Genomic DNA, 25,234 nt, shown 5'->3' with positions numbered 1-25,234 from the left:
AGGGTGTCTGTAAAGGCGCTCTTTTTGTGTTTCTAAAAAACGATAGAAGGGAGGTAACTATTTGGCGACAGAAGGCAGACCGATAGGAAATTTAGTCATTAACACCACGCTAAACGATGCCGGCGTAAACAGAGGAATAACCGGTCTCAGAAATAACCTTAAAACGGCACGAACGGCCACAAAAGCAACTGTTCAAGAGTTTAAAGCGATGGGTGATGAACTCACGGCCAGCAAAAAGAAGGTTGAAGGTTTATCAAATGAGCTTTCCATTCAAGAGAAGATTGTGGAAGAGTATCGGAAATCTTACGAGAAACAGGTTCAGTTATACGGCGAAGGGTCAGAACAGGCGCAGAAATACGCCCAGCGGCTAAATACTCAGATTCAATCGTATCATTCTCTGGAAGGTTCACTGCGGCGCGCACAGATGCAATATAAAATGCTTGAACAAGCCCAAAGCAAAGCAAGTGAAAGCGCTGAGGGATTGACGGACAGGCAAAGAGAGATCGGCGACGCAAGTGGTGACGCCGGCGGGAAAGTATCCAAATTCAGTTCTTTTATAAAAGTCGGCCTGGTCGGTGCGCTGACTGCAGGCGTTGCCAGTGTCGGTGCCCTAACAGCTGCAATCGGCGGGCTGGGTGCAAAAATGGCACTTGATACGCAGGCAGCCCAGGGAGAAATACGGGCTCAATTAGGACTTACAGAAAAAGAGGCTCAGAAGGTAGCAAGTTCAGCAAAAAGCTTGTGGGCTGATGGCTTCGGTGACAGCGTGGGTGATGCTAAAAATGCAATCGTCAACGTAAAACAGAATGTAAAATCGTTAAAGGGTGCAACCGACGAAACGGTAAAAGAAGTTACGAAGGGCACCATGACCATTGCCAAAGCTTTTGACCAGGACGGAAACGATATTACTAAGTCAATCAACGCGATGCAAAATTCATTTGATGGACTTTCCTCTGATGCTGCTATGGACATGATCACTAGTGGTTTTCAGAAGGGCCTTGATTATTCCGGAGAGTTTCTAGATTCCATTAATGAATATTCCAATCAGTTTGCAGCTGCAGGCTTCTCCACACAAAGAATGTTTTCGGTCTTTCAGGCGGGTGCTGAATCAGGGGCCTTCCAGCTGGATAAGGTTGGCGATCTGATTAAAGAAATGAACATTCGTTTATCAGACGGAACAGCAGACGAAGCCATGCAATCACTATCAAAACACACCCAAGATTTATACGCTCAGTTTAAAAAGACTGGGAAAGGCGGCGATCTGGTTTTCTCGGCTGTTATGAAAGATATTGACGGCATGAAAAACAAAAGCGATGCCTATAAGATAGGGCAGCAAATTATGGGTACGCAGTTCGAGGATTTAGGTCAAAAAGGCGTCTCTGCCCTGGCTAACATAGAGAACAGCTTTTCAAATACAAGTGGAGCAACCAAAAAAGCAGGCCAGGCCCTACAAGATAATTTTGGGACAAGGCTTAAAAAAATTGGACGTTCTGCCCTAGCATCGTTAGAGCCTATTGGAAATGGGGTCCTAAGCTTACTTGAACCGGTCATGTCTGGCTTAGAGTCTGGCATGAAAGGCCTTGAACCGACTTTTAACAATATCGCGAATGCCGGAAAGAATTTAAAGACTATTTTCTCGGGCATTATGGACGTTTTCAATGGTGATACGTCAAAAGGTGCCGATAAACTGATGGACTTTTTCCCGGTGTTAACGGTCCAAACCATTATCGACGGGATAAACAATATCAAGACTGCTTTTTCCGGCTTTAAGCAGCAGGCACAGCCCATCATATCCAACATGAAGGCAAGTTTTGACGCCATGAAGCCGACCTTTTCGACTCTTGGCACTATTGCATCCCAAGTTTTTGGAACCCTTGGCCCTCTGGTCAAACAGGCACTGGGCGGTGTCATGTCGTTCATTGGCCAACTCACTGGGCAGTGGAAGTCTTTCTGGCAGCAAAACGGTTCTGTGATCTCTCAGGCCCTTCAAAATGTGTGGTCCGTTGTCCAATTTGTCATGCCTGCCGTACTTGCGATTATTAAATCTGTATGGGGCAACATCAAGGGCGTAATTACTGGCGCAATGTCTGTAATTCAGGGCGTAATCCTCGTTTTTTCTGGGTTACTAACCGGGAATTTTTCAAAAATGTGGGAAGGAATTAAGAAAATATTTTCGGGCGCGATAAAAGTTGTCTGGAATGCAATCCAACTTTCGTTTTTCGGCAAGATTCTTGGCGGTGCCAAGGCTCTCGGCGCTGGCTTAAAAGGTATATTCCCAAAAATGTGGGGCTGGATCAAAAGTTTGTTTAAAGATGGCGCCACAAATGCGGGAAAAATGTTTAGTTTCTTGAAAGATAAAGCTCTAAAAATTGTCACTGACATGAAAACTAGTATTTCTAAAAAATTCACTGACATTGTAGATGGAGCGAAGGCGCTACCTAAGAAAATGGGTGACGGAATTAAGAGCATGGCAGGCAAAGCCTGGGACGGAATAAAAGCCTTTGGAAACAGAACGCTCCGTGGCTTCGGTAAAATCATCAACGGCTTTACTCAGCAGGGTATCAACTGGATTTTGGGAAAAATCGGGGTTGATACTAAAATCCCTAAATGGGAAGTGCCGCAGTATGCAAATGGTACAGGCGGGCATCCGGGAGGTCTAGCCATTCTCGGTGATGGTAAGGGCTCAAATGCTGGACCGGAAGCTTTTATAACCCCTTCGGGTCACATGGGGCTGAGCCCTGCGACTGATACGCTTATGAACCTCCCTCAAGGAACACAAGTCTTGTCAGCAATTGACACTAGAGCTTTTCTTTCAGGGGTTCCGGCTTATGCAAACGGAACAAAGAAGAAAGAAGGCTTTATTTCAAAGATGTGGAATGGAGCAAAGGCAGCCGTTGGGAAAGTGAAGGACCTTGCTTTAGATGTGTTTGACTATATCAGCAACCCGTCGAAACTCGTCAAAAAGGTTATTGAAAAGCTGGGGTTAAAACTGCCTAAAGTAAAAGGCATTACCGGCGATGTCCTAAAGGGTTCTTTCTCCCTTATCAAAAAGAATTTTGTTAATTTCATCAAAGATAAGTTTGGAGAATCAAGCAACTTTGGTGAGGGCGGCACGGAAGCCGTCAAAAAGTGGGTTGCTCAAGCCTTAAAGATAAAAGGGCTGGGTTCAGAATATGCCTCAGCGCTAGAGACAATAGCTATGAAGGAATCAGGCGGCAATCCGAATGTTGTAAACAGATGGGATTCAAACTGGAAAGCAGGCCACCCATCCCAGGGGCTTATGCAGTTTATCCCGAGTACCTTTAACGCCAATAAGGAACCAGGGCACGGAAATATCAAAAATCCAGTTGATCAGATCCTTGCCTCCATTAACTATCTGAACAGCAGATACGGCGGAATCTTAAATCATCCAGGCTTGAAGTCTATGGCGCGCGGCGGCCGTTACATTGGTTACGATACAGGCGGATTGATTACGCGTGATCATATGGCTGAGGTGCATAAAGGGGAAATGCTGCTGCCGTTGCGTCAATTTAGGCGCAGCCAAGCTCATAAGGTTCTCAGCCAGGCGGGTAAAATGGTTGGGTATGAGCCGGAAATCCGGTCAAGCTCAAGCGATGCAAACGCATTGAAAACCATGGTGACTTTGCTGCAGCAACAAAACAGCAATCAGCAAGCGGAAATTAATCTGTTAAGCCAAACGGTAAGACTATTAACGCAGCTTGTAGCGAAAGACCCAAATGTAATACTAAGCGTCCAAGAATTAAATAAAATTCAAGACGAAGCATACAACAAGGAAAGAAACCAAAAGGGATTGCTGAATAATGTAAGCTTCTCTTAGGAGAGTGGTAGGTTGATAAACTATGATCTAATAATAGACGGCAAGTATTTAAGCGAGACTCTTCCAGGTGTCTCGCTTTCTTCATTTAGGCCGGAGGCGCCAGTGTTCGAAAGGCAGACGGCAGGAACAAACGCGCTCATTAATGGGACGATGATGCTTAAGCGGGGGAACACTGGACGATACACAGAAAGAAAAATCAACATAAAAGTGCTCGTGGAGGCAAACAGCTCTTACCAGTTCCAAATTAAAAGGGACGCCGTGTACAACCTTTTTATAAGAGAGGATCCCTATTATGTGATCAATACGCAGCAGCCTTATAAACGATGGCTTGTTACGTGTGATGACGCATTTTCCATCTATCAAGAAAACGGCAAAAAGTATCAGGAAGTGGATATTACATTAACGGCCATTCAGGGACTTGCTGAGTCTTTAAATGACAGCACTGCATCTATGGAATTGAAGGACGAAAAGTTTCACTTGGGCATGAATATCCGGCGGGACTCAACACCTGTGTTTCACTTTCAAAATAAAAATTCTTTTGTAGTGGATAACATAGGGGACGTAAGACTGGACCCGATTAACTACAATTACAACGTCGAAATGTATCTGCAGGGTACTGATATTTCAATCACTAATATCACAACAAATGAGACCCTGACGCTGAACGGGAAATTTTCAAAAACGGATAAGATAACGCTTTTGAAGCATCACATTTTGAAGAACTCTGCGCCTATTTCCGATAGGAGTGGGCGGTTCCCGACTCTTGCAGCCGGCCAGAATCAATTTAGGATTGCCGGAGCTACCTACAGCGATATCCGATTCATTACACACTTTTATTATAAATAGGGGGTGAGGCTCTTTGAATCAGATGTTTGTCCATGACATTAAAACCGGTCAAAAACATGAGCTTATTCACGTTGAGCCTAAAGTGAATGATGACGTCACGGGGAAAAAGGATTTGTCTTTTTCAATTACCTTGACTGAGTACAATCAGATCCCTTTCAATGCTTTAGTCGGAAGAAATTTTATTATTATCGACGAGGTGCGATATAAAAAGCAGCAGTATTTCATTAACACGCCCACGATCAAACAGGAAGGGGCCTTGCTAACTAAAGACATAACAGCCACGCACATCTATTCCTTTAGGGCGATCAAGCATGTTGTTCACGAGACGATAGAAGGTACAAAAACTCTCAATGAAGCACTTAAGCACGCAGTGAAAGGCAGTGAAATCACATTTACAATTATGCCGGATGCAAAGGGAATCGGAGCTAAAAAGCTAGAGGGATTTGGCAATAAAAAGACCTCTGAACTGATGGACGAAATCATTTCTACCTTTGGGGTTGAAATTATCCCGAATAACACGCATTTATACATTTACAAAAAAGCTGGCAAAGAGATTGTAAAAAGGCTGGATAACCTTTCAAATCTCACGTCCTTACAGATCACAACAACGGAAGATAACACAACAACACGGGTGAAAGGATACGGGAAGCTCAAGGAAGATAAAGACATCCTGGGCGATCAGTCCATTCCCTATGATTCCAAAACAGGCACCTGGGCGTATGATAGTTCACTAAAAGCAGATTATACGAAGAAAATAGGAGCCGCGTTTTCTTTCTCTTTCACAGGGACAGGCTTTAAATTTAAAACACTTGTGTCGAAGCTGGGCGGTAAATGGGAATTTAAGATAGGCGATCAGACGAAAACCATATCTGTCTATAAAGATTCAGCCCCAACAGAAAAAGAGTTTGATATCATTCGTGGCCTGGACAGCAAGACTTATAAGGTAGTAGCTACCTTTAAAGGCAGGGACAGCAATAACCCAAATACCAAAGGCACAAAGAAAGCTGACCCGGTCATGTATCTCCTGCGCGGCAACATTATCGGGGTGTACAGAACTTTCAAGAATGAGGATGAAAAATATGTCTTTCCTCCGGTAACCTATGTTCATCCAGAAGAAAAAAAGTTTCTGATTAACGGGCAGCCATCCTGGGCGGAACCGGTCACGGATGATTCAATCAAGACAAAGGATGACATGATTAAGCTACTTAAAACCAAAGTCAATCCTTATGCAGAGGTGTCCTATGATGCCGACTATGTGGAATTGCTAGATCAGGCCCTGGCTGATATAGAAGAGCCGGTTATGGCGGGGGACACCATTCGTGTATATGCTGATACGCCTTTGAACGGGATCACTTTTGATGGGAAGCTGAGAGCAACAGCGGCCTCATACAACCCATTAAGACCAGAACAGCCCTCTGACCTGACAATTAACGGAAAACGAAAAAGCCGCGTAGACATGGAAATTGAGGAGAAAAGGCGCGCGAAGAATCAGGAGCAGGCCATCAAGAAATATCAAAATCAATTGGCTTCTGGGCTTGCTGAGATCAATCAAATAAAGCAAAGCCTTGCGAATACGCAGGCTTCACAGCAGACCACATACACTTTCTCTTTGCAATTCTTAGATGGTGAATGGTCTGTATCTTCTGGTGATGGTTTTGCTTCCTTGGCGGCGAGCATTCTTTCATTGAATACGGATGATGATTATGCAATCCAGTATGTGACCGGCGATGCCAATTCCATTATGAAAGAGGCGGGCTATACGTTGTACGCGGAAGATGTGGACACAAACATCATTAATATATCCCTTTATAAAGACGGAAAAATAAGTGATCCTCTGGGTGTTCCAGAAGGTTCAAAAGTAAAAATCCTCATAGTAGGACAGAAATAGAGGTGAAAACATGACGCTTTATCTTAATAAGAGGCATGGGGATGCTCCAAACGCCAAACTCTTTACTCAGCTGGACGATAACGCCAAGGCAACAGAAACGGAAGTCAACCTGCTAAACAATAAACTTAAATATCATGAAAGTTCAACGACCGCCCACAAATCAAGTCAAATTGATCATGGCGGTCTTTCTGTCTCTACAGAACTAGAAACGATGAAAAAGCGTTTCGCTAACGTGATTACCAAAGCAGACGGCACGAATGTAAAAGAGGTTCTGGACCTCCGCATAAATCGTGAAGGTAAAGAATTTGACACAGCCAATGAGCGTGTTGTAGAGATTGAGAAATCACTCTCTGCCCTTGACGCCTCTGTTCAAAAAGAATACGGGTTCGATTACACGACAATTCCGCCCGTTTATCACACGAGTTTGAACCTTGCAGATAAAACGGTGCTGCAATGTTTCGTAATCGACGAGAAAACAGGCGATATTTACGCGACCCAGGTGGGGAGTGGCAACACAGATCAAAGTCAAAACTTCGTTATTACCAGGATGAATAAAAACGGAGTAATGCTTGATTGCATGACAGTCGTTCATGGGGGGCACGGCACCACAATCGGACTTGAACGAGAAAACGACAGAATGTATATCTGGTCAAACTATGATGTTGTCGATTCAAACGGCAGCACGATTGGTCATGACTTGGTTCGTTTCCCGTACACAGCCGGTGCGACGATCAACGGCGGAAACGGTGGGATTAAACGATTCAACAAATTTACTGAGTTGTATGCTATCCCTGTAATTGATCAACAAAACGGCTTAATTGCATTACGTTTAAAAGACAGCAACGATGACAGCGTTGTGCAGCTGCGTAAATTGAATGATGTGAAAAACGGTATTGATAACCTGCTGGGAGAAGTGACAGTTCCAAACGATTTACATTACCTGCAAGGCTTTACGATCGACGGATATGACTTGTATTGGTACACAGGAGACACAAACAGCGTCACCTATCCGGCGGAATTGTCTTTGTTTAGCTTCAAAGATGGGAAGCTTAAAAAACGTATTACGTGTGATTTTGGCCGAGGTCCTGATGGGAAATACGAGGGGGATTTTCGGGAGCCTGAATCCGTTTTTCTTTATAAAGACCCAATGACAGGGAAGAAATCATTATTCGCTGCGATTGCAACGGGTTCAGTCGGAAAGCGCCTGGCAAAAGTGTATGCCTACCATTCAAAAGACAATGCGGCTGCCTTTGCCACGGACCTATCACAAGGGTTTCAGGGCTACCCGTTAACGAAAAACAATGGAAATGCAATGCGGCTGCCCGATGGAATAACGAAACTAAAAGACTTTCGCCAAGTCGGCTATTATTACATGACTACGGCCGAGACTTCCAAACTGACAGATCACCCAGCGGGCGGGGACGCGGGCTGGTGGTTTCATGTTGCGCCGGCTGACATATCCGGGTCTGTTATTCAGACACTGACCCGAAACTCTACAGGGCGTCCCATCAAAATTTATACGCGTGTTGTCACTAACGCAGGTGTTGCCGGGGATTGGACGGAGCTTATGTCCAGCCAGGCTTTAGATTGGACAAATCTACCCTTGAAAAACGGGGCTTCAAATCCGGATTCAGATGATAAGCTGCAGTATGCCATTAACGGCGGTCTTGTTTATTTGCGTGGGAGGGTTAAAATCCCGGAAACGGACGGGGTAATATTTGCAGTCCTGCCGGCAGGTGCTAGGCCAGGGAAGGCTTGGTTTACCGGTTGCCAGGTTGCCGGAACGTCTGGGGATCGGAAAATAGATGTGCGTGCCAACGGTGAGATTGTTGCATGGGGCTTTAATGTCAACAGTGTGGACGCGGTCACTTACACATACCTAAATATTGTCTTCCCGATAGGGTAAGGAGGGGGATTCATGATCTATAAAGATGCTGCGATCAGTGCCAATGTAGGTACTGGCTCAAGCAGCAGGACAACAAACATACATTTTAGTACGCAAGATATAGGGACGGCCAAATTGACATTTAAAGTGTTCAAAGATGGCGTCCCTTTACCTTTGTCCGCGGTGACTGGGAAACTTGTTTTGGTAATGGCCGACGGTAGTAAGTTCATCAAGAATATAACGATCGTCGATAAGTTGAACGGCATTGCTGAATACGTTTTGACAAGTGAAGAAATCAAGCATTACGGCAAGGTTCAAGCGTCTCTTAATTTGTATTACGACAATAAACAGTCACTGGGCGTCACTCAGTTTGCTTTTCAGATAGACAAAGACCTTATTGATTCGGATATTGTCCCAATTGCTGAGTATTACATTGAAGATTTTGAGACATTGAGGCAGTCAGTTGAGGCGATAGTATCGGACCTTCAGGAGAAATTTAAAGACTTGGATAATGTTGAGACAAAGGCAGGCGCACAGGAGAAAGCTGACGCTGTCCAGGCGAATCTGGATACTCACACAAGGAATAAGTCGAACCCTCACGGGGTGACGAAAAGCCAAATAGGATTGGGCAATGTGGACAATGTGCAGCAAGCTTCTAAACAAGATTTTGACCTGCATGTATCGGATGCAACTAAACACATTTCTTCTAGTGAGAGAACCAAGTGGAATAGCGGTCAAACCTTTAGGATAACAGCAGAGAACGGAACACAGAAATACAACCTCACAGAGGGCTCTTTTTATGATTCGCTTAAAGATGTTGGGACTGTCTCTTTTTATGGGACAAATGCCGTTACTGATAACCCGTCATCATCAAGCTTGCGCGGTATGCAGCTTGTAGGTCAGCCAGGGATTGGCATGGGGTACGCCGTGGACGTGAATGGGAATGCTTGGTGGTTCTATTACAACTCGAATCATACGAAGATCAACTGGTTCCCTGCTGAGACCATCGCGGGTGCTCAGTCAAAGGTAGATGCTCACGCAAATAGAAAGGACAACCCCCATGCAGTAACAAAAGCGCAAGTAGGCTTGGATAAGGTAGACAATGTGCAGCAAGCTTCTTTAGCCGAGTTTAATGCTCATAACTACAATTCCATCCGGCATATCTCACAAAATGAGAGAGATAAATGGAACGGCGGCCAGTTGGCAAAGCTGACAAAGGATGACGGGAAACGGACCCAATTAGCTGATGGGGCAGATGTTTTAACATTGAGTTCAGGGTTTTATTTTGCTTCCGGAAATCTAGTTAAAAACAATCCGGTTGAAAATGACAGCTCTTGGTTCAATTATGACGTCATAGAAGGTGATTCTGGTAGAAAGTCAATCCTAGCATGGAGAAGTTACGATAACACCCTTTGGCACGCTACAATCCACACTAACGGTGTTTTTAAAGGGTGGAAAAGATTCATAACAGATGCAGACTTTGAAACTATTGTGTGGCAAAACGTCACGCTTAAAAATGGGGCTGCTACAGGAGACAGGCCGTTCCAGTATGCGAAATGTGGAATTCTTCTTTTGCTGCGTGGGCATATCACAGCAACACGTGAGGTTGTGTGCGGGACAATCCCAGCTGACAGACTGCCGGCAAACGGTGCGGCCGTGATGGTCCCGGTTTCAGGTACAACGGGATATAGTAAGTTATTTATTAATGCGAGCGGAGATATGAAGCTGACCGGTATTCACTCAAACAATGACAGCAATGTGACGGGCTACTACATGGATGCCGTTGTTGCTTTAAACTAAGGAGGTTAAGAATGTTACAGGTTTATAGATATGATGAGAATTATATGTTTATTGAACCCATATTAGTCACTGAAATAGACGAAAAAGGTAATTATATCATTCCTGCAGATTGCACGACCGTAGAGCTGCCTGACTCTCCTTCTTTATTTAAGCCAAAGTTTGATGCGGAGAATCAGGAATGGACGGAGACAGCCACACAGGAAGAGATTGACGAGATTCTAAGCGCCGGGACATCCGAAGTGTCGCCGGTAAGCCAATTAAAAGAACAAAACGCGTTGCTGCTCATGCAGCTGGCGGAAACGCAAAAACAATCGCAAGAGCAAGCCGAGACAATAGCGAGCTTATTAATGTCTTTGACTGAAAAAGGAGTGTTGTAAATGGAATGGTTTAAATGTATTCAATACTGCTACAGCTGGAAGGCTTACAATGATGAAGATGTTGCTAAATATGTGGAACTAGGCAAGATAACAGATATTCAATATAAAGAAATTACCGGAAAGGAATACCCTTTTCCCAGCGACGTCCCTTCTGGGGAGACTGACGAGCCTGCTGGGGTTGAATTGAACAAAGAAGGATAAACGCTTAATAGGCGTTTTTATTTTTGCCTCTAAGGAGGTGATAACAAGAAATGGAGGAGACAACGGTGTTTATTAATTTTGAAACATTGGATTTAGCGAGAGTTTACTTGTTTGGGGGTGTGAAGTACCTTGATTTACTGCTAGTTCTCAGTATTCTCGATGTAATAACGGGCGTGATCAAAGCTTGGAAATTCAAAAAGCTCCGGAGCCGGAGCGCTTGGTTCGGTTATGTGCGTAAGATGCTCAGTTTTCTGGTGGTCATCGTGGCAAACATCATAGATACAATTCTTAATCTGAACGGGGTCCTGACATTTGGAACCGTTCTTTTTTATATCGCCAATGAAGGGCTTTCTATTACTGAGAACCTTGCACAGATCGGTGTTAAGATTCCGGCTGCCATTACGGACAGGCTCCACGTAATTGAAAACGACAACGAACAAACAAACGAAAAGGATGAACAGGCTGCTGGATAACCCAGCGGCTTTTTCTATAAATAACAAAGGAGACGATGAAACATGGTAAACATTATCCAAGACTTCATTCCGAAAGGAAATAAAAACAGACCAGCTTACCCTATGAATCCTCTGTATATTACGGTTCATAATACTTCGAATACTGCGAAAGGTGCGGACGCTGCCAGTCATGGTAGGTATGTTAAAAATCCGGAAACAGCAACCAGCTGGCACTTTACTGTGGATGATAAAAAGATTTATCAGCACCTTCCTTTAAATGAAAATGGCTGGCACGCAGGAGACGGAAACGGGACAGGAAACCGTAAAACAATTGGTATTGAAATCTGTGAAAATAGTGATGGGGACTTTGAAAAAGCTGTTTCAAATGCTCAGTGGCTTATCAAGAAATTGATGAAAGAACAGGGGATTTCTTTTGCTAATGTCGTGCCTCATAAACATTGGTCAGGTAAAGAGTGCCCTCGGAAGTTGCTGGACCGTTGGGATTCATTTAAAGCAGGAATCAACGGTGCTGCATCTTCGCCGACAAAAACAGTTAAGAAAAACACCGGAGATACCTACACCGTCAAAAAAGGCGATACTCTTTCCGAAATTGCAAAAGAGCACGGGGTGAGTGTGGCAAATCTTCAGAGCTGGAATAACATTAAAGACCCTAATAAAATCACAGTTGGCCAAAAGTTAAAGCTTGAAGGTTCCAGCACTAAACCAAGCAGTAAAAAAACGTCATATGCGCTGCCTTCTGGCACCTTTAAAGTAACAAGTCCTATGCGAAAAGGGGATGACGTAAGGAGGATTCAAAAAGCGCTGGCAGCTCTTTATTTCTATCCGGATAAAGGGGCGAAGAATAACGGCATTGATGGCGTGTATGGTCCGAAAACAGCAAATGCAGTCAAACGATTCCAGTCAGTAAATGGCCTGACTGCTGACGGCATTTATGGTCCTAAGACCAAAGCGAAAATTGAAGCATTATTGAAATAATCTTATAGTCCTTCCTTGCTAATTGTGACATCACTGATCAAAAATAGCCCTTTAGTAGCTGACTTTTTTTGTTAAAATGATGGAAACAGCAAGGGGGGATAATATGGCATTACTACGCTTTATAAGTCTGTATGGGATAGCCATCATTATATTGTTGGTCATAGCGAATTTTGCACCATTCCTAGCGATGCCGTTATACTATATTGCCATAGCAGCATTGGTCTTTCTGATTGTTTATCTGATATATCATTATACCCAAAAAGTTAGAGGCAGGAAAAAGTAAAAATGTAAAGAAATGTATATAAGGGGGCGAGGTGGAAAATAAACAGGAGGAGATTATTGTGAAAAAAATATTGCTTTTCTGTCTGACCTTTTCGTTGGTATTTAGTATCTTCGGAGGAGCTGCGAGCGCAGCACCTAAACAAAAGTCACAGCAAGATATAAATGACATTAGAAATTACGTTGAAAAAACAGTTCCTTTGTTAAAATCCAACCTAGAAAATCTACCCAAAAACTCTTCTTTGGAAAAAGTTGAAAAAACTATTTCAAATCACTACAAAAACAATCCAGCACCAAAAGCATTCAGCAATCCAGACATATCACTTTATGATGTTTTCCCAGAAATGAAATCAGAACTAGAAAAATTCAACGGTAAAGCTTTCAATATGAACAGCTTTATGGCTGAACAAGAAAAAAGCAAATCCTATGGGGATGTGCTTACTTTTGAAACACAAAACAGTACGGTTAAGGTTTATCTAGGTGATCTGGGGGATATCCAGATACTTGAGCAAAAAACTTTAACTGACTCTCCAGACTCTGATGCAAGCGTCCAAGGCACTACAAAAACAGAAAGGACCACTGGTATTGCTTATGGACTTGGTGGACCGAAGCTCTTCACACTTTGGGCCGAAGGAAGATTTAAATATGACGGCAAAAAAGTTTGGGCTACTTATAAAGATGGCGACTATCAGCGCCACCCGATGGGGACAGCTTTGGCAATCTCTCCTAGGGTATTAGGACAAGACCGGGACGCCAGCCATGGAGGATATGCCTATAGAGAGGTTTATTCACGTATATATGTTGAATCCATTGTAGGTTTTAAATGGGCCGGCATCGTTTTAAACTCAGCTCTTGTTGAGGCGTTTATAGGGTCTACTGCAAAAGGAAGTGTTTACGGAGGCGTTAAGAAAGTGTAAAGGTAATAACCTCGCCCGAAAAGCCCGTCTCATAAGGCGGGCTTTAAATAATCCATATTTTCTTTTCTTTATCCCATGAAAGAGCGCCTTTGCGGATCAGGCTTTTTGTGGCCTCTCGTATTTCTTGTTCGCTTTTCCCGGTCTTTCTTTTTAGTTCTGGCAAAGTCGGGTTCTTTCCATATAAACGCATGTTTATGATGATCCGATATAACTTACGTTCAAAATCATTCATGTTACAAGCCTACTTAATGATTTTCCTCATTAATTTGTTGGTGGCTTTACCAGCAGCACGGCGAGCAATTCTTTTCCCGAGCGTTCCTTTTCTTGCAGCTTGCACATCACCCAAGATGCGTGCTAAAGTATATAAAAATCCGCGGGCTTTGTTAAGGTTCAAAATGGTCACTCCCTTATCAAGTTCATACATTAATTATAACAGAAGTGAAATGCCTATATTGCCCACGGTTTGCCCACACTTTTTTATAAATCAGTGCAAATCAGTGCAAATTAACATATAATGACACCTTGCAAAAAGCCTTACATAATAGGATTTAGTTATAAATGAGTTGTATTCAAAACTTTAGAGGAACAATTGATCTGATGGTCACAAAAATCCAAACCATTCTTGAACAAAACGCGATTTTGTAATACCATAGCATAGACATAAATAACTCTGACCATATTATGTATAGGCAGGAAGGGGATGCGCGAATTCCCTTCTTTCCCTGTTTATAAACGCGAAATATTTGCAGAACGACGAGATTCAGTTTAAGATAAACAGTACCTATATGGGAGAGAAGAACGAGGACTGTCCTGTGTTCTCATTCTTGTATTTTTTAGTTTATGCTCTCATACATAATCGAAGATGTTGAGGGACAACCAGAAGGAGTGAAGGGACATGGCACAAGAGAAAGTTTTTCCTATGACTGCAGAAGGAAAACAAAAACTTGAACAAGAATTAGAATATTTGAAAACGGTTAAACGAAAAGAAGTAGTAGAGCGCATCAAAATTGCGAGAAGTTTCGGAGACCTTTCCGAGAACTCTGAATACGATTCAGCAAAAGAAGAGCAGGCATTCGTAGAGGGCCGTGTGACGACTCTTGAAAATATGATCCGCAATGCGAAAATCATTGAAGATGACGGCGGCTCTAACGTTGTCGGTTTAGGTAAAACCGTCACTTTCGTCGAACTGCCTGACGGTGACGAAGAATCCTATACAATTGTTGGAAGCGCTGAAGCTGACCCGTTTGAAGGAAAAATCTCAAACGACTCTCCAATCGCCAAAAGCCTGCTGGGCAAAAAAGTAGATGATGAAGTTACTGTTCAAACACCAGGCGGAGAAATGCTCGTGAAAATTGTGAAAATTTCATAATATCCGTTTAGCAAAGAAACACCTCGTCCACAATGTGGGTGAGGTGTTTTTTTATGAAGATATCGAAACGAATGAAGCTGACAGTCATCGCTTTTTTGATCGTGTTTTTTTTCCTTCTGCTAAGGCTGGCGGAAATCCAGCTGTTTTTCACAGAATCATTTTCTAAAAAGAAAATCAATTTGATCCAAGAAAGCGTGAAACAGCGGACGGAGGAAGTGCTCATTTCTGATGGAAGAGGTTCCTTTTTAGATCGAAACGGGCAGGCGCTGACCGGCAAAAGTGAGCCTGCGGTTGTTTTGTTCCCTTTTCTGCTGACGCAGGATTGGCCGATCAAAAAAGTTGCAGACATCCTCGGCATGTCTGAAGATGAACTGCACCAGACACTCGCAAAAGCAAAAAAACCGGTCATTTTGCAACAAAAGAAAATCAAAACACTTTCGAAACAATCCATCACAAAAATCAATTCTTTGAAATATCCCGGAATTTACGGCGTATATATGGAGAATGAAGACAAGCCCAGCCTTGCTTCACATACGATCGGGAGCACGAATCAAGACCCGGCGCTTCTCCGTAAGAAATATCCTGATCAGGAGAACCTTCCGATTACAACAGAAATCGGAACAACCGGTTTAGAACGGACATTCGATGAATTTTTGCTTCCGGAACAGGACACAAAGCTTTTATATCATGTGGACGGAAAAGGAAACCCTTTGTTTGGCATGGACGTCAAATATACAGCTGAAGCCAATACATTTTATCCGCTCCAGGTCAAAACAACGATCGACCAAAGCATGCAAAAAGCGATGGAGGAGGTATTGGATGAACAGGGGCTAAAAAAAGGAGGAGCCGTGCTGCTGGATATCGAAAATAGCAGTGTTTTGGGAATTGTGAGCAAACCTGATACCGATATTTCACAGCAAAACACGCTTCAAAATTATATGCTGACGCCAATCTATCCCGGCTCTGTTTTTAAAACAGTCATTGCCGCAGCTGCGATCGAAAATGATACAGTGAAGCCGAGCCAAACCTTTAATTGCAATTTAAACCTGTACGGGGAAGCGGGCGACGACAAAGGAACCTTGTCTTTTGATGAAAGTTTTGCCCAAAGCTGCAATTACACATTTACGAGTCTTGCTGAACAATTAATGAAAAAAGACAGCTCAGTTATTGAAGACATGTCCGAAAAGCTGGCTCTCACTGATCGGGCAGGCTGGGAAGGAAAACTGTATCACGAAACAGATTTCCGCCAGTTGTATAACGAAAAAAGCGGCGTGATTTGGGGGGATGAAAAAGACAAATCAGTCAAAAAAGCCATTGCGCAAACAGCAATCGGGCAGAAAAATGTAAAGGTAACGCCGCTCGAGGTAGCCAATATGATGGCAACGATCGCCCGCGGCGGAGAAAAGCGGCAGGTGAAAATCGCTGAACAGATTGAATATAAAAACGGCACAACGCTCGTCAAGTTTAAAGACCAGAAGCTCAAAGGAGAAACGATAGACAAATATACGGCACAGCAGCTTCAAAAAATGCTGCGGCGGGTGGTGGAATCTCCTTCCGGAACGGGCAGAAGGTTTCAGGATCTTCCGTATACTGTAGCAGGGAAGTCAGGCACAGCCCAGACAGGCAAGCTTTCAAAAGAGAAAGAAACGCTTTATGAAAAATGGTTTGCCGGATATTTTCCTGCGGATAAGCCGAAATACGCTCTTGTCGTTTTACACATGGATACACCGGGGGATAAGGCTCTGACAAATTCGGTGTTTTATGATATTGTTAAAAAAGTACACGAAATTGAAATCAATCAGAAATAGAACAACTTCTCAGCACATGGTAAAATATATGCTGAGCCAAGAGGGATAAAGGAGTGCAGAATTATTGAGCAATAATCAATCTCGTTATGAAAACCGTGATAAGCGCAGGAAAGCTAATTTAGTGCTTAACATTTTAATCGCAATCGTATCCATACTAATTGTCGTAGTAGCAGCTAATCTATTCATTAACAGTCCTTCTAGCAAAGATGTCAGCAAGGATTCTGAAACGGCGCAAAAACAGGAATCTCCGGCTTCAGGAAAGACGGAAAAGAAATCGGATGAGGATATAAAAGACAGCAAGAAAGATACATCTGACAGCGAAAAGGATTCTGAGAAGTCTTCTGACTCAGATTCAGATTCCAAAAAAGATGATTCTTCTAAAAGTGATGAATCAGATTCTGATTCAGACTCAAGCTCAGACGACCCGCTTAAAGACGCAAAAGTAACAGAAGGCGGCTCATCAAGCAATGTGGAAAAAACGTATGAAAACCCTGACTGGAAAGCAGTCGGAACTGAGCAGACGGGCGAGCATGCCGCCACTTATGACTCAAGCTCACAAGACTGGGCTGAGATGCTTAAAGCCATTTCATATGCAACCGGAGTCTCAACAGATCACATGACGGTGCTTTGGCTCGGAAATAACGGCAGCCCGCAGGATGCCAAAGGCAAGATTTTAGACAAGACGACTGGAGATAAATATCAAGTCACGATTACATGGGTTGATGAAAAAGGCTGGAAGCCGACAAAAGTAGAAAAATTAAAATAAACAAAAGCAGCCGGATTAGAACCGGCTGCTTTTGTTTTAGGCTTCAGCTGCGAAATGAACAACCGCGCTGTACAATATTCTTCCGTCTGCCACAGCAGTCTGGTGTGAAACAGATTTCACCCGGAGCATGATGGCTTTATTGTTTTCAATTTGTGTATTGATTTTCTTTTCAAGCTCCTGCAATGAAGCCGCTTCAAAAAATTCCACTTTGTCTTTTATCAGATCTAATTGAAAATTCATATCTCGACCCTCCAGCTTTCACAAGTCATATGAAGTATAAGCTTTTTGACGGGTAACGCGCAATATAGATGGCATAAAATACACAAAGTGTTTTAGTACCTGCTTTCCAGAAGATGTGGTATTATAGGAACTGTTCCATCATCAATTCATAGTATGCTTATAGGAATTATAAAATATGGAGTGTGACAAATATGGGACGTGAATTTATCCCTCTCTTTGAAGATTGGGCAGCAACTTATGATCAAACAGTACAAGGTTTTGATATTCAGTATAAAGAAGCGTTCAGAGGCTATGATGATATTCTTGATGCCATCGTCAGCAGGTCTGGAACGCATGTGTTAGAATTTGGCCCGGGGACCGGGAATTTGACAGATAAGCTGCTGGATGCGGGCAAATCTGTATTTGGAATCGAACCGTCTCCCGCAATGCGCAAATTGGCTTCTGACAAGCTTTCAGGCAGGGCAGAATTCGTTGACGGAGACTTCCTGACATTTCCTGAGCCGCCATTTCAAGCTGACACGATTGTCAGTTCATATGCTTTTCATCATTTGACCGACGAAGAAAAGCGGGCTGCTATAAAGCAATATGGCAAATACCTTCACTTGCATGATAAAATAGTGTTTGCCGATACCGTCTTTGAAGATGTGCAAGCATATCAACAGGCTATTGATAAAGCACGTTCTCAAGGCTTCTATCAGTTGGCAAACGATTTAGAGACGGAGCATTATCCTACATTGGATGCGTTGAAAGAGATGTTTACAGCTGAAGGTTTTGCAGTCCAATTCACTCAGCACAACGATTTCGTGTGGATAATGGAGGCGATCAAACGGTAAAGTGAAGGGAATGTGAATAGATGAAACTAGCAGTCATCGGAGCAATGGAAGAGGAAGTCACCATCCTAAGAAGCAAACTTGAACATGCAAAAACAGAAACAATCGCACATTGTGAATTTACAACAGGCGAATATGAAGGAACCGAAGTGATTCTTTTAAAATCAGGAATTGGAAAAGTAAATGCTGCGATCAGCACGACGCTTTTGCTTGATCGTTACAAGCCTGATTATGTCATTAACACAGGCTCAGCGGGCGGATTTCATCATACATTGAATGTAGGAGATGTCGTCATTTCCACTGATGTTCGCCACCATGATGTAGATGTAACGGCCTTTGACTATGAATACGGGCAGGTGCCGGGTCTTCCGGCTGCTTATGCCGCGGACGAAAAGCTGATCAGCATCACTGAAGAAGCGATTTCTGAACTCGACGGCATTCAGGTTGCAAAAGGAACGATCGCAACAGGCGATTCTTTCATGAACGATCCGAAGCGGGTTGAAGAAGTGCGTGCGAGATTTTCTGATCTGTACGCGGTTGAAATGGAGGCTGCGGCAGTAGCTCAAGTGTGCCTTCAATTTAAAACGCCGTTTGTCGTTATCAGAGCGTTATCCGATATCGCAGGAAAAGAATCACATGTATCATTTGACCAATTTTTAGAACAGGCAGCTGTCAATTCAACAGAGCTTGTGTTAAAGGTGATCAAACGAATTCATTAAAACGGGGGAGAGTTCTCCTCCGTTTTCCCTAAAAACAACCTCTATCAAGGAGGAGGACATATATGACTGTCATTACGGACATTACCGAGCTGATTGGGAATACACCGCTTCTCCGCCTGAAGAACTTTGATGTTCCTGAAGGAGTCGCAGTGTATGCCAAGCTTGAAATGATGAATCCCGGCGGAAGCATTAAAGACAGACTGGGAGATATGCTGATCCGTGACGCGCTGGATTCAGGCAAGGTGAATCCTGGCGGAGTAATTATAGAAGCTACGGCAGGCAATACAGGAATCGGCCTTGCGCTGAGTGCCAGAAAATATGGGTTAAAAGCGATTTTCTGTGTCCCTGAACATTTCAGTACAGAGAAACAGCAAATTATGCAAGCGCTTGGAGCATCAATCATTCATACACCGCGTCAAGACGGAATGCAGGGAGCCATTCAAAAAGCCATGCAGCTGGAGACTGAAATTGAAAATTCTTATTGCGTTTTGCAATTTAAAAACCGAGTAAATCCATCGACTTACTACAAGACGCTTGGACCTGAAATATGGGAAGCGTTAGACGGCAATATCTATACGTTTGTCGCAGGGGCAGGATCAGGAGGCACATTCGCAGGAACTGCTTCTTTCTTGAAAGAAAAAAATCCAGCAGTCAAAACAGTGATTGTGGAACCGGAAGGCTCCATTTTAAACGGAGGAGAGCCTCACGCTCATAAAACAGAAGGCATCGGCATGGAGTTTATCCCCGACTATATGAATGAAAGCCATTTTGATGAGATCTACACTGTAACAGATGAGAATGCGTTTAGACTTGTGAAAGAAGCGGCAGAAAAAGAAGGTCTGCTGATCGGAAGCTCTTCAGGTGCAGCGCTTTATGCAGCATTGGAGGAAGCGAAAAAAGCAGCCGCAGGAACAAACATTGTCACAGTATTCCCTGACAGCAGCGATCGATATATCAGCAAACAAATATATGAAGGAGGCATCTGATATGAAGAAAAAAACATTGATGATTCACGGCGGAATCACAGGTGATGAGAAAACAGGTGCGGTTTCTGTGCCTATTTATCAAGTAAGCACGTACAAGCAGCCGAAAGCAGGGCAGCATACAGGATATGAGTATTCAAGAACGGCCAATCCGACTAGAACCGCTCTCGAGGCACTTGTGACAGAGCTGGAAGGCGGGGAAGCAGGCTATGCGTTCAGTTCTGGAATGGCTGCCATTACAGCAGTTATGATGCTGTTTAACAGCGGAGATCATGTCGTGTTGACTGATGATGTGTACGGCGGAACATACCGCGTAATGACAAAGGTGCTCAATCGTCTTGGCATTGAATCAACATTTGTCGATACAAGCAGCAGAGAAGAAGTGGAAAAAGCGATTCGCCCTAACACGAAAGCCATTTATATTGAGACACCGACAAACCCGCTGCTGAAAATCACCGATCTGTCGCTCATGGCTGATATCGCAAAAAAAGCCGGTGTTCTGCTTATCGTAGACAATACCTTTAACACCCCTTATTTTCAGCAGCCGCTTACTTTAGGAGCTGATATCGTGCTTCACAGTGCGACAAAATATCTTGGCGGACACAGTGATGTCGTCGGCGGTTTAGTTGTGACAGCTTCAAAAGAGCTTGGGGAAGAGCTTCATTTTGTGCAAAACTCCACAGGCGGCGTGCTTGGCCCTCAAGATTCCTGGCTGTTAATGAGAGGAATCAAAACATTGGGACTCAGAATGGAAGCGATCGATCAAAACGCGCGGAAAATCGCAAGTTTTCTTGAGAGTCACCCTGCTGTCCAAACGTTATATTATCCTGGTTCTTCAAATCATCCCGGACACGAGCTCGCAAAAACTCAAGGATCTGGCTTCGGCGGCATGATCTCCTTTGATATCGGCAGTGAAGAGCGAGTTGATGCGTTTTTAGGAAATCTAAAACTGTTTACAATTGCTGAAAGCCTGGGCGCGGTAGAAAGCTTAATTTCTGTTCCGGCAAGAATGACACATGCCTCTATTCCGAGAGAACGCCGGCTTGAGCTCGGCATTACGGATGGTTTGATCAGAATTTCTGTAGGGATTGAAGATGCGGAAGATTTGCTGGAAGATATCGAGCAAGCGCTTAAAAATGTATAACAAATGGATAGAATTACTTTCTCTGTAAGCTGCCAGATTATATTATAATAGTCGTATACTATGAATCTGGCAGGTGATTCTTTTGAACAAAAATAGAATGAAATCATTAAAAGAAGACTACAAGCATTTTGCTTTTACATTGCTTGCAGTCAGCACTTTTTTATATATAGGCGCAGTTCTTCCCGATCAAGGCTTAACGTTAGGCCAGAAATCGACGATGTTTTTAGCGGATTGCGTATTTTTAGCTGGTGCTTTCTTTTGCGCTGATCGTTCATTGATTTACAAGAAGCGATTGGAAGAAGCCGACGAATAAAAAACAGCCATCAACTCAGCGATGGCTGTTTTTTGTTATTTTTCTTGCAGTTCTTTTCCCATGCCTTTTAAAAACTGAAGGCCGAAGCCGACGGCTCTGTTAATATCAGGATCGTTCATTACTTTTAAAAGGTCGAGAATCCCGACTTTCTTGTCTTCTTTTAAAAAGCTCTGCGCCTGTTCAGTACCAGCCATCACGCTTTCTAAAAGCTTTCCTGTAAACTCTGGATCGGCTTTAGTCAATGCGCCTCCGGCGGCCATCATCGTGTTGATGAGATTGGTGACAGGCTCACGTGAAACTTGGCCAAGTGCAATCTTGGCGATGTCTTCCTTCGCTCTCAGCATGCTTGTTGCCGCGTCAAAGATTCCAAGTTCATTGAGTTCATTCATTAATGTCATCGTTTTTGAGACAGCATCCTCATTTTCCGCCAGCAGCTCTTTCAGCTCTTCTATTTTTTCAAGCTTCATTTGCTCTGCTGTTTTTGTTTCTTTTTTGATCGTCGTAATCGGAGTGGCCATTCGTTTTCCTCCTTTCGTTTAATCAGTCAGATGGACATAGCCCGGACGGTTCCATTTTCTTTCTGCTTCGACCCCGTTTTGCGGGTGCCGTTTTTTGTTGCGCGGATTTGTTTTTGGAAGCGGCGCTGTTTCACAGCCGCCAAGCACTTCCATGCGGACCTTTGTCTGTTTATAAGCAGGCGTGTTCGTCCGTTTATCAGCTGCAGGGCCCGTCAAGAAGTTAATCGCTGACTCCTTGTCTGTCGAGTTCATTGGCAGATAGAGTTCATTTTTCCGTACCCGGTCTGTGATCAGCGCGTTCAATTTGACTGCTCCGAACGGAGAAACGAGCCGTACAAGCGAACCGTCACAAACACCTCGCTCTTGTGCAAGTTCAGGTGAGATCTCAACGAATACATTCGGCACTTTAGCTTGGATGCCTTTCGATTTATTTGTCATGTTTCCTTCGTGGAAATGCTCCAGCATCCGGCCGTTATTGATATGAAGGTCATATTCCTCCGGAAATGCCGCTGGCTCGGTCCAATCAGAAAGGGCAAAGCGGGCTTTTTTGTCAGGGAAATTAAATCCGTCTTCATACAGAAGCGGTGTGCTTTCACCTGTGAAGCTGCCCCATAGGAAGCTGTTCCAGCCTTCAAGCACCTCATAGCTTGCTTTGGCAAACAGAGGAGAAAGACTCGCCATTTCAGAGAAAATGTCACTTGGATGGCTGTAATTCCAATTCGCTCCTAAACGGTTTGCCACCTCTTGAATAATCCACCAGTCCGGTTTTGCGTCACCAAGCGTCGGAAGCGCTTGATATAATCGCTGCACACGGCGTTCTGTATTGGTAAATGTTCCGTCTTTCTCAAGTGAAGGAGTGGCCGGCAAGACGACATCGGCATATTGAGCTGTTCTTGACAGGAAGATGTCCTGCACCACGAAGAAATCAAGGCTTGATAAAATATCATGCACATGGTTTGCGTTTGAATCGACAAGTGCCATATCCTCGCCGACAAGATACATAGCCTTCATTTTGCCTTCTTCAATGGAATGAAGCATTTGAATATTATCTAAACCAGGCTTTCCGTCAATCTTGACACCATAAGCCTCTTCAAATTTAGCGCGGGCATTGTCATCTGTAATATGCTGATATCCCGGCAGCCAGCCAGGCAATGTTCCCATATCGCAAGCGCCCTGAACGTTATTGTGTCCGCGCAGAGGATAAGCGCCGGCACCCGGACGGCGATAGTTGCCCGTAGCGAGAAGCAGGTTTGAAATCGCTGCTGACGTATCAGAACCGCCTGTATTTTGTGTGACACCCATTCCCCAAAGGACACAAGTGCCGTCAGCGTCACGAATCATTTCAGCTATTCGAATGATATTTTCTTTTGGAAGGCCTGTGATGCGTTCTGCATAATCAAGTGTATAGGTTTTAAGCGTTTCTTTATAATCTTCATAGTAATTTACGTTCTCATCAATAAACGCCTGATCGTGCCAGCCTTGGTCGATCATATATTTCGTAACAGCCATCAGCCAAACTTGGTCTGTGCCTTGTTTAGGGCTGATGAACAGATCTGACCGCTCAGCCATTTCATTTTTACGTAGGTCGGCAACGATCAGTTTTTGACCGTGGAGCTTGTGCGCCCGTTTGACACGTGTTGCAAGCACGGGATGTCCTTCCGCCGGATTGGCGCCGACAATGATGACGAGACCGGCTTTGGCAATATCTTTAATCGTGCCGGCGTCACCGCCCATGCCGACAGTGCGGAACAATCCGTCTGTGGCAGGAGACTGGCAGTAGCGTGAGCAGTTATCGACGTTGTTTGTTTCAAAGACCTGACGCGCTAATTTTTGAATGACATAGTTTTCTTCATTCGTAATTTTAGAAGAAGAAATAAACCCGACAGAGCCTTTGCCGTACTGCTCTTTAATCGATCCTAATCTGCTTGCGACAAGATCGAGGGCTTCTTCCCAAGAAGATTCAACAAAAGCCCCGTTTTTACGGATTAAAGGTTTTGTGATCCGCTCTTCAGAATTGACGAAATCCCAGCCGAATTTCCCTTTCACACATGTAGAAATCGCGTTAACCGGAGCGTCAGAAACAGGCTGGATCTTTAAAATATCCCGTCCTTTTGTCCATACTTCAAAAGAACAACCGACACCGCAGAACGTACATACAGTTTTTGTTTTTTTCGTTCTCGTTTCACGCATTGCCGCTTCAACTTCAGAAATGGCAAAAATGCTGCCGTACCCCGGTTCAACGTTTTTCACGAGATCAATCATCGGCTCCATGACATCCTCTTTAATGCCAGTCATAAAACCTGCTTGCCCAAGCATTGATTTTTCCATCAGCGCATTACATGGACATACGGTGACACACTGGCCGCAGCTGACACAAGAAGATTCATTGATCGGAACTCCCTCATCCCAAATCACGCGAGGGCGTTCGCGTTCCCAATCGATTGAAAGTGTTTCATTTACCTGAAGGTTTTGGCACACCTCAACACACTGGCCGCAGGCAATACATTGATTTGGGTCATAGCGGTAAAACGGATGAGACATATCAACCGCGCAAGACGGATCTTCTTTTGGCGTGTATGGGTATTTTTGATGCTCGATCCCCATCATTTCCGCTGTATTATGCAGTGTACAGTTCCCATTGTTGTTATCGCAAACCGTACAATACAGCAAGTGATTTTCAAGAAGGCGGTCCATCGCTTCGGTTTGGGCCTCTTTCACCCGATTGCCCGAAAGATCAATTGACATTCCATTTTCTGCGACTGTAGAGCATGAACGGACCAGCTTGCCGTTTGCCTCTACAATACATGTATCACAAGTTTGAATCGGGTCAACCTCTGGAACGTGGCAAATCTGCGGGTACTCAATCCCGTTTTCATTTAAAATATCTAAAATTGTGGCCCCTGCTCGTGCTTGAATTTCTGTTCCGTCTACACGGACATTGATCGACTTAACGTCCATCATCTTCATATTCCCCTCCATCTTTCTTTCAAGAAGTCAAAAAAGCCATGTATAGATACACCTGTCCTAAAATTCTTGAAGGTGTAAACACACATGGCGGAATAGTT

Annotated in this window: 23 protein-coding genes; 18 read left to right on the top strand and 5 right to left on the bottom strand. The window is 43.9% G+C overall.

Annotated elements, in window-relative coordinates:
• The first annotated feature begins 61 nt into the window (after window positions 1–61).
• The 10 genes from BSI_RS14815 (at window position 62) to BSI_RS14860 (ending at window position 13,479) form a co-directional block, all read left to right on the top strand.
• Window positions 62–3,838, top strand: coding sequence for a phage tail tape measure protein (locus tag BSI_RS14815; RefSeq protein ID WP_003237386.1), 3,777 nt, complete (start codon window positions 62–64; stop codon window positions 3,836–3,838).
• A 12-nt stretch (window positions 3,839–3,850) separates the two neighbouring features.
• On the top strand, window positions 3,851–4,684 hold the full coding sequence (locus tag BSI_RS14820) for a phage tail domain-containing protein (protein WP_032731904.1): 834 nt from the start codon (window positions 3,851–3,853) through the stop codon (window positions 4,682–4,684).
• A 22-nt stretch (window positions 4,685–4,706) separates the two neighbouring features.
• Entirely contained in the window at window positions 4,707–6,572 is a 1,866-nt protein-coding gene (locus tag BSI_RS14825) for a phage tail protein (protein WP_249033934.1), read from the top strand.
• Window positions 6,573–6,582: 10 nt separating this feature from the next.
• Complete coding sequence (locus tag BSI_RS14830; protein WP_003237383.1) at window positions 6,583–8,478, top strand: phage baseplate protein; 1,896 nt, start codon at window positions 6,583–6,585, stop codon at window positions 8,476–8,478.
• Window positions 8,479–8,490: 12 nt separating this feature from the next.
• Entirely contained in the window at window positions 8,491–10,257 is a 1,767-nt protein-coding gene (locus BSI_RS14835; RefSeq protein WP_003237382.1) for a phage baseplate upper protein, read from the top strand.
• 11 nt (window positions 10,258–10,268) lie between these two features.
• The gene (locus BSI_RS14840; RefSeq protein WP_003237381.1) at window positions 10,269–10,634 is read left to right on the top strand and encodes a YomQ N-terminal domain-containing protein; all 366 of its coding nucleotides are present in this window, start codon (window positions 10,269–10,271) and stop codon (window positions 10,632–10,634) included.
• A complete protein-coding gene (locus BSI_RS14845) occupies window positions 10,635–10,835 on the top strand; it encodes an XkdX family protein (protein WP_003237380.1) in 201 nt (66 codons plus the stop codon).
• Between the two features lie 50 nt (window positions 10,836–10,885).
• Entirely contained in the window at window positions 10,886–11,308 is a 423-nt protein-coding gene (locus BSI_RS14850; RefSeq protein WP_003237379.1) for a phage holin family protein, read from the top strand.
• A gap of 42 nt (window positions 11,309–11,350) precedes the next feature.
• Window positions 11,351–12,283, top strand: a complete 933-nt coding sequence (locus tag BSI_RS14855; RefSeq protein ID WP_032731903.1) for an N-acetylmuramoyl-L-alanine amidase — start codon at window positions 11,351–11,353, stop codon at window positions 12,281–12,283.
• 314 nt (window positions 12,284–12,597) lie between these two features.
• Window positions 12,598–13,479: a hypothetical protein gene (locus BSI_RS14860; protein WP_249033899.1), complete on the top strand. Its 882-nt coding sequence runs from the start codon at window positions 12,598–12,600 to the stop codon at window positions 13,477–13,479.
• 43 nt (window positions 13,480–13,522) lie between these two features.
• Here the strand turns inward: BSI_RS14860 and BSI_RS0120885 are convergent, their stop codons facing one another.
• The gene (locus BSI_RS0120885; protein WP_032731901.1) at window positions 13,523–13,711 is read right to left on the bottom strand and encodes a hypothetical protein; all 189 of its coding nucleotides are present in this window, start codon (window positions 13,709–13,711) and stop codon (window positions 13,523–13,525) included.
• A gap of 9 nt (window positions 13,712–13,720) precedes the next feature.
• Window positions 13,721–13,873 carry a hypothetical protein gene (locus BSI_RS22685; RefSeq protein WP_170117170.1) on the bottom strand — a complete coding sequence of 51 codons (153 nt, stop codon included), beginning with the start codon at window positions 13,871–13,873 and terminating at the stop codon, window positions 13,721–13,723.
• 501 nt (window positions 13,874–14,374) lie between these two features.
• Between BSI_RS22685 and greA the strand changes: the two genes are divergently transcribed.
• The 3 genes from greA (at window position 14,375) to BSI_RS14875 (ending at window position 17,422) form a co-directional block, all read left to right on the top strand.
• Window positions 14,375–14,848 carry a transcription elongation factor GreA gene (gene greA, locus BSI_RS14865; RefSeq protein ID WP_003237373.1) on the top strand — a complete coding sequence of 158 codons (474 nt, stop codon included), beginning with the start codon at window positions 14,375–14,377 and terminating at the stop codon, window positions 14,846–14,848.
• A gap of 53 nt (window positions 14,849–14,901) precedes the next feature.
• Window positions 14,902–16,656, top strand: coding sequence for a peptidoglycan D,D-transpeptidase FtsI family protein (locus tag BSI_RS14870; protein ID WP_003237371.1), 1,755 nt, complete (start codon window positions 14,902–14,904; stop codon window positions 16,654–16,656).
• 64 nt (window positions 16,657–16,720) lie between these two features.
• Window positions 16,721–17,422 carry a YrrS family protein gene (locus BSI_RS14875; RefSeq protein ID WP_032731900.1) on the top strand — a complete coding sequence of 234 codons (702 nt, stop codon included), beginning with the start codon at window positions 16,721–16,723 and terminating at the stop codon, window positions 17,420–17,422.
• Between the two features lie 36 nt (window positions 17,423–17,458).
• Here the strand turns inward: BSI_RS14875 and BSI_RS14880 are convergent, their stop codons facing one another.
• Window positions 17,459–17,662, bottom strand: coding sequence for a YrzA family protein (locus BSI_RS14880; RefSeq protein WP_003225924.1), 204 nt, complete (start codon window positions 17,660–17,662; stop codon window positions 17,459–17,461).
• A gap of 191 nt (window positions 17,663–17,853) precedes the next feature.
• Between BSI_RS14880 and BSI_RS14885 the strand changes: the two genes are divergently transcribed.
• The 5 genes from BSI_RS14885 to BSI_RS14905 all read left to right on the top strand — a co-directional run bounded on the left by BSI_RS14885 (window position 17,854) and on the right by BSI_RS14905 (window position 21,651).
• The gene (locus BSI_RS14885) at window positions 17,854–18,495 is read left to right on the top strand and encodes a class I SAM-dependent DNA methyltransferase (RefSeq protein WP_003237366.1); all 642 of its coding nucleotides are present in this window, start codon (window positions 17,854–17,856) and stop codon (window positions 18,493–18,495) included.
• A gap of 20 nt (window positions 18,496–18,515) precedes the next feature.
• Entirely contained in the window at window positions 18,516–19,211 is a 696-nt protein-coding gene (gene mtnN, locus BSI_RS14890; protein ID WP_003237364.1) for a 5'-methylthioadenosine/S-adenosylhomocysteine nucleosidase, read from the top strand.
• A gap of 62 nt (window positions 19,212–19,273) precedes the next feature.
• The gene (locus BSI_RS14895; protein ID WP_003237362.1) at window positions 19,274–20,197 is read left to right on the top strand and encodes an O-acetylserine dependent cystathionine beta-synthase; all 924 of its coding nucleotides are present in this window, start codon (window positions 19,274–19,276) and stop codon (window positions 20,195–20,197) included.
• A 1-nt stretch (window position 20,198) separates the two neighbouring features.
• Window positions 20,199–21,338 (top strand): bifunctional cystathionine gamma-lyase/homocysteine desulfhydrase, encoded by a 1,140-nt coding sequence (locus BSI_RS14900; protein WP_003237360.1) that lies wholly within the window; start codon window positions 20,199–20,201, stop codon window positions 21,336–21,338.
• 82 nt (window positions 21,339–21,420) lie between these two features.
• A complete protein-coding gene (locus tag BSI_RS14905; RefSeq protein WP_003237358.1) occupies window positions 21,421–21,651 on the top strand; it encodes a YrhC family protein in 231 nt (76 codons plus the stop codon).
• A gap of 35 nt (window positions 21,652–21,686) precedes the next feature.
• Here BSI_RS14905 and BSI_RS14910 read toward each other — a convergent pair whose 3' ends face one another.
• Entirely contained in the window at window positions 21,687–22,169 is a 483-nt protein-coding gene (locus BSI_RS14910; RefSeq protein WP_003237356.1) for a helical membrane plugin domain-containing protein, read from the bottom strand.
• An 18-nt stretch (window positions 22,170–22,187) separates the two neighbouring features.
• The gene (gene fdhF / locus BSI_RS14915) at window positions 22,188–25,130 is read right to left on the bottom strand and encodes a formate dehydrogenase subunit alpha (RefSeq protein ID WP_080030811.1); all 2,943 of its coding nucleotides are present in this window, start codon (window positions 25,128–25,130) and stop codon (window positions 22,188–22,190) included.
• Window positions 25,131–25,234 lie beyond the last annotated feature (104 nt).

Source organism: Bacillus inaquosorum KCTC 13429, from assembly GCF_000332645.1.
In the GTDB taxonomy this organism is placed as follows: Bacteria; Bacillota; Bacilli; order Bacillales; family Bacillaceae; genus Bacillus; species Bacillus inaquosorum.
Note: the sequence above shows the minus strand (reverse complement) of the source record. Positions and strands in the feature narration are given on the sequence as shown.

What these genes read in the sequence shown, in the direction of transcription:
- BSI_RS14885 (WP_003237366.1), top strand. Translation starts at nt 17,854, where the DNA reads ATGGGACGTGAATTTATCCCTCTCTTTGAAGATTGGGCAGCAACTTAT.
- BSI_RS14900 (WP_003237360.1), top strand. Translation starts at nt 20,199, where the DNA reads ATGAAGAAAAAAACATTGATGATTCACGGCGGAATCACAGGTGATGAG.
- BSI_RS14825 (WP_249033934.1), top strand. Translation starts at nt 4,707, where the DNA reads ATGTTTGTCCATGACATTAAAACCGGTCAAAAACATGAGCTTATTCAC.
- BSI_RS14855 (WP_032731903.1), top strand. Translation starts at nt 11,351, where the DNA reads ATGGTAAACATTATCCAAGACTTCATTCCGAAAGGAAATAAAAACAGA.
- BSI_RS14845 (WP_003237380.1), top strand. Translation starts at nt 10,635, where the DNA reads ATGGAATGGTTTAAATGTATTCAATACTGCTACAGCTGGAAGGCTTAC.
- BSI_RS14835 (WP_003237382.1), top strand. Translation starts at nt 8,491, where the DNA reads ATGATCTATAAAGATGCTGCGATCAGTGCCAATGTAGGTACTGGCTCA.
- mtnN (WP_003237364.1), top strand. Translation starts at nt 18,516, where the DNA reads ATGAAACTAGCAGTCATCGGAGCAATGGAAGAGGAAGTCACCATCCTA.
- greA (WP_003237373.1), top strand. Translation starts at nt 14,375, where the DNA reads ATGGCACAAGAGAAAGTTTTTCCTATGACTGCAGAAGGAAAACAAAAA.
- BSI_RS14840 (WP_003237381.1), top strand. Translation starts at nt 10,269, where the DNA reads ATGTTACAGGTTTATAGATATGATGAGAATTATATGTTTATTGAACCC.
- BSI_RS14870 (WP_003237371.1), top strand. Translation starts at nt 14,902, where the DNA reads ATGAAGATATCGAAACGAATGAAGCTGACAGTCATCGCTTTTTTGATC.
- BSI_RS14880 (WP_003225924.1), bottom strand. Translation starts at nt 17,662, where the DNA reads ATGAATTTTCAATTAGATCTGATAAAAGACAAAGTGGAATTTTTTGAA.
- BSI_RS14830 (WP_003237383.1), top strand. Translation starts at nt 6,583, where the DNA reads ATGACGCTTTATCTTAATAAGAGGCATGGGGATGCTCCAAACGCCAAA.
- BSI_RS0120885 (WP_032731901.1), bottom strand. Translation starts at nt 13,711, where the DNA reads ATGAATGATTTTGAACGTAAGTTATATCGGATCATCATAAACATGCGT.
- BSI_RS14895 (WP_003237362.1), top strand. Translation starts at nt 19,274, where the DNA reads ATGACTGTCATTACGGACATTACCGAGCTGATTGGGAATACACCGCTT.
- BSI_RS14910 (WP_003237356.1), bottom strand. Translation starts at nt 22,169, where the DNA reads ATGGCCACTCCGATTACGACGATCAAAAAAGAAACAAAAACAGCAGAG.
- fdhF (WP_080030811.1), bottom strand. Translation starts at nt 25,130, where the DNA reads ATGATGGACGTTAAGTCGATCAATGTCCGTGTAGACGGAACAGAAATT.
- BSI_RS14850 (WP_003237379.1), top strand. Translation starts at nt 10,886, where the DNA reads ATGGAGGAGACAACGGTGTTTATTAATTTTGAAACATTGGATTTAGCG.